The organism is Methylobacterium planeticum (assembly GCF_008806345.1).
Lineage (GTDB): Bacteria > Pseudomonadota > Alphaproteobacteria > Rhizobiales > Beijerinckiaceae > Methylobacterium > Methylobacterium planeticum.
In genome coordinates this window covers 1-3,374 of sequence record NZ_VZZJ01000067.1, presented here as the reverse complement: position 1 = coordinate 3,374, position 3,374 = coordinate 1, and the positions used below count along the sequence as shown (strand labels likewise).

Annotated in this window: 4 protein-coding genes; 2 read left to right on the top strand and 2 right to left on the bottom strand. The window is 64.4% G+C overall.

The genetic code is table 11. The annotated features are described in order from the left end of the window. Both F6X51_RS27540 and F6X51_RS27535 read left to right on the top strand, forming a co-directional pair. The coding region (locus tag F6X51_RS27540; protein WP_210250352.1) for a transposase at positions 1 to 352 on the top strand (352 nt) is incomplete at its 5' end. 94 nt (positions 353 to 446) lie between these two features. After that, a complete protein-coding gene (locus tag F6X51_RS27535; RefSeq protein ID WP_150967280.1) occupies positions 447 to 722 on the top strand; it encodes a hypothetical protein in 276 nt (91 codons plus the stop codon). Between the two features lie 1,379 nt (positions 723 to 2,101). On the opposite strand, the gene F6X51_RS27530 is transcribed toward F6X51_RS27535, so the two are convergent. Then, positions 2,102 to 2,401 carry a hypothetical protein gene (locus tag F6X51_RS27530; protein ID WP_150967278.1) on the bottom strand — a complete coding sequence of 100 codons (300 nt, stop codon included), beginning with the start codon at positions 2,399 to 2,401 and terminating at the stop codon, positions 2,102 to 2,104. 131 nt (positions 2,402 to 2,532) lie between these two features. Then, a complete protein-coding gene (locus F6X51_RS27525) occupies positions 2,533 to 2,778 on the bottom strand; it encodes a hypothetical protein (protein ID WP_150967276.1) in 246 nt (81 codons plus the stop codon). Positions 2,779 to 3,374: the final 596 nt, after the last annotated feature.

Sequence of the window (3,374 nt, the reverse complement as noted above, 5' to 3'; positions counted from 1 at the left end):
GCTGCTCGATGGCGCGATGAGCGGGCAGGCCTTCCGCACCTACGTGGCGGACGTGCTCGCCCCAACGCCTCAGCCCGGCGACACGGTCGTGCTCGACAACCTGCCGGCCCACAAGGTCAGCGGTATCCGCGAGCGGATCGAGGCCGTGGGAGCCCGGCTTCTCTACCTCCCGGCCTACTCGCCGGACTTCAACCCCATCGAGCTGGCCTTCGCAAAGCTGAAAGCACTCCTGCGCAGTGCGGCGGCGCGAACCATCCCAGACCTCTGGGAAGCCGTTGCGCAAAGCCTGGATCGCTTCGCCCCGGCTGAGTGTCGAGCCTACCTCGCCTCTGCTGGCTACGACGCAAACTGATCGGATGTCGCTCTAAGTCGACATGGAACGGAGGGTTCGCCCTGTGCACTTCCCGCCCTAGCGACTCGCGGCCCGTCCACCCTACCGTCGGAGCATGACCGAGTCCCGTCGCTTTCCCGCCCCTTGGACGGCCGCCGAGATTGAGAAAGCGTTTCGCATCGAGGATGCGACCGGCTTCGCCGTGGCACACGTATACTTCACCGATGATCCAGAGCGGCGCTCCAGCACTGGCCGGATGTCCAAGGACGAGGCTCGGCGGGTTGCGATCCGGATCGCGGCCATGCCGGCAATGCAGCTTGCGTTGCAGGAAGCCAATGATGAGCGAGACGCGGCACTGGCGCTCGCAGCAAGTTGGAAGACTTGCACATGATCATCAGCTCAGCGCAGCGCATCGGCTTTCTGCTGTTCCTGCTCTTTCTGCCGCCGATCACCTACGGCGTGGCGCAGTGGCTGCTGCAGTGAGGAGCGGGTCGATGGGTTGCAGAGAGTGGCCCTTGCGGCAGTCGCACGGGTAACCCTATCGTCCTCGAAAACGAACCGACGGCCCGCATGGCAAGTTGATGCGCTTTCGAGGGAAAGGCGCCTACGTGTCGGATCGTGTCGCAAGGAGTCTGCTGATGCTTATCGCTTCGACGCTGGGCGTCGATGCGGGAGTCGCGGAGAGTGCACGGGTAGAATTAGAGCGGTCCCGCCAGCACTGAGCACCGGAGAGGAAATGCCGGCGGGCCATGTCAGGTGGGCAGCACCTCACGTTGCCACCCTGCTCCCTCCCGACGAGCTCTGACCTGCTGCAAGTGAAACCGGGCTGGAGATAGAAGAGGGTCGCACGAACCGGCGAGATCACGACACGAGGTGCGGCCCTGCCGGCCTAGGTCCGAGGGGGCGGAATGTACCGGCAAGGCCGCGGCCGGGTGTCGGGGATCCGGCCCTAGACCTTCGCACCATTGAGGGGGCGATCACATTCGCGCAAGTAAGGTGCGGACTGCACAAAGAAGCCCGCCGCGGCGAGGGAGCCAGACGGGCTGAAATTTAGTCGGAACGGGATGCGGGAGCGCGATCTCGTGCGATGATGCTGCGCCTCGAATGCTTGGCCGACAATACTGCTACGACGCTAAAAAAAGGGACTACGATGAGCGCAAAGGGACCAGCAGCTACAAAAAGCCCGCCCCGGCGGGGGTGTGCCGGGCGCGTTGAAGGTTGCTTCTTGAGGGGCTGAACCCTCGCGGCCAGCTAGGCCTTATCGGGCGAGCAGCGCAAGAACGAAAAGCCCGCCGCGGCTGGGCCGGAGCGGGCTTCAGGGTCGGGATCACGAACCAGTATCTGCGTCAGGGCAACCGGCTGGGCGCCGCCTTGTTCAACTCGACCGGTCCCGCACCACCGCCGCAACCGCGAGCGTGCCCTCAACTCCTCTTTCTGCCACATGCCAGGCCCGCGGCCGTTCTCCAGGATGAACTCGACGCGGACGGCCTTATGGACGACGCCTTCCAATGCTTAGCCCTTAGCCGCAAACCGTGCCGCTGCCGCCTTTGCCTCCCGGACCGCCCTCTCATCCGACTGCTGCTGCGTCTCCCCGCTAATCTGGGGAATACTGATGCTCACGTGTAGGATGATCCCGGCGGCCCCCGGCTCGCTCCACCACACCTCGCACCGAAGGCTCTGACCATCGTTGGTGGGAACGCAGTTCGAGAACGGGTTCATGGCTTCAGATAGCCCTTCGCCTTCAGGTGCTCACGCAGACATGTCCGTCGATCACACCCCCGCCACATCCATTCCCACCGAGCCGTCGGCGCGATCAAGGGCACTGACGCGTGGGCCGCGAGCGCCGCCGCTCTGCTGCTCCCAGGCTTCCAAGGCGCGATTAGCGGCATCGACGATGTCGCGGGGCGTTCCTCCCGGGACCGCCGGCCGGATGGCTTCCGCGAGCCGAGTCAAAAGCGTCTGCTCCGTCTGCGGGTTCCTGCCACCCTCAGCCTGGCGCATGTAGGCCGCGTAAACGTTCTCGGCAATTGTGCGTGCCGTCCGATCGACGTCGGGAATGTCCTGCTGCATCTCTTGACCACCTGTAAGCGACCTGCTTGCCAGGGCTCAACCATTGGGAACGCCTTGCGTTCAGCACTTCCTCAGCTGCACGTTCGGGCCTTGCCATTCTCCGCGATGAAGCAGCCCCGGTGGCTGAGTGTCTACTCCTCGCCTGGCTGGCTCACCATCAGCGCTGTGGCTTCAAGGCGCTTCCTGTCGAGGATGGCAGGCGGCCTATGCCGAGATGATGTCTCGACCACGGTGAGGGTCGGGGCTCGAGATGCCCGGACATTCTCCAGGGCATGGTCGAGTTGCGCACGGGTCGAGACGTCGGCGAGGAACGTCAGGCCGGTGATGACGACCGCCGAGATGCAGCTGCTGGTGAGAATGGTCGAGGCGCTGGGCACGGGCATGATCCTGAAGGTGGTCCAGCGTAGGCGCGCTCGGGGGCAGCGTATGCAGCCTTACCGACACAGACCGTGACGATCGTGCCGGCATCCACACAAGGACAGCCAGCCGTCGTCGACTTGTGAAAAGCCCCGCGAGCCTGGGCTGCGGGGCTGAGTGTGCGTGCGATGTCGACGCTATGGAGGCCCGCGGACACCATCTCGGACCCGGTGCCAGCGGACCGTGCCAGATTGATGGACCTGACCCGCTTATCGTTGATCCGGCAGGCATTCCGCGCTTCCGCATATGTGAAGCGCCAAACGCACAAAGATCCGCGCGCCTGAGGCTGCAGGGTTGAGCGTCAGGGCAAGTTGGGTCCATCGGCGATTTGAGGGGGAGTCGGGGGAGCTGACGGAACCGGGTCGGCCTCGTTCACCGACCACACCATCATGCCACGTCGTGGATCATTGAAACCGAACATAGGTCCGGTTGGGAGCGCACAAAGAAACCTGTGGCGGGAAGCTGAGAGATTGACGCCTGCGAGGCTGCTAGAGCGCTGTCCGAGCGGGCTGAAACGGATAGCCGGGTGAGAGGTTGGTCGGCGAAGGAGAGCGCC

Excerpts from the sequence above, each read along its gene's own strand:
- F6X51_RS27535 (WP_150967280.1), top strand. The coding sequence starts at position 447 with ATGACCGAGTCCCGTCGCTTTCCCGCCCCTTGGACGGCCGCCGAGATT.
- F6X51_RS27530 (WP_150967278.1), bottom strand. The coding sequence starts at position 2,401 with ATGCAGCAGGACATTCCCGACGTCGATCGGACGGCACGCACAATTGCC.